Origin of the sequence: Pseudomonas sp. EA_65y_Pfl1_P113 (assembly GCF_963970525.1) — a bacterium.
GTDB classification, from domain to species: domain Bacteria; phylum Pseudomonadota; class Gammaproteobacteria; order Pseudomonadales; family Pseudomonadaceae; genus Aquipseudomonas; species Aquipseudomonas tritici.
In genome coordinates this window covers 1-447 of the sequence record NZ_CAXAQM010000604.1, presented here as the reverse complement: position 1 = coordinate 447, position 447 = coordinate 1, and the positions used below count along the sequence as shown (strand labels likewise).

The 447-nt window shown below is 66.0% G+C and carries 1 protein-coding gene; it reads right to left on the bottom strand.

The window, feature by feature from the left end:
* Positions 1 to 4: 4 nt before the first annotated feature.
* Positions 5 to 447 (bottom strand): hypothetical protein (locus tag AACY52_RS31310; RefSeq protein WP_339561542.1); only part of this gene is annotated, 443 nt, incomplete at its 5' end.

The window sequence follows — 447 nt, the reverse complement described above, 5'->3', positions numbered from 1 at the left end:
CGCTTTACTCGCTCTTAACCCCGCTCTTCCCCTTGTCCCACGGCACGAACGCGCCGAGGCGGCAGCGCGGGCCGGGGATGCCGAGGCCGGAGCGCTCAAGCGTGTAGAACAGGTCGCCGCGACACAATTGTCCGCCAAACACCTCGGTCACTACGATCACGTCGTCGTCGAGCCCAGGGCACGCATTGGGCAGGTCGTTGCGCCAGATGCGTCCGCCGTCGCGGTATAGCAGCGTGTGATCGTCGATCACCTGCGGGCTGCCGATCCGGCTGGTCGACAGGCACGTCTCGGGCTTTCCCGCGACGCGCCCGGCCAGGGCCTTATCGAGATCCTTGCTGTCCGACGCCACCATCGTGGCCAGCGCGGACACGAGCAGCGCGCTGCGGATCATGGTTTGCGGTAAGGGATGAAATCGCCAAAGCTGCAGCTGCCGCTCGGGATATGGCT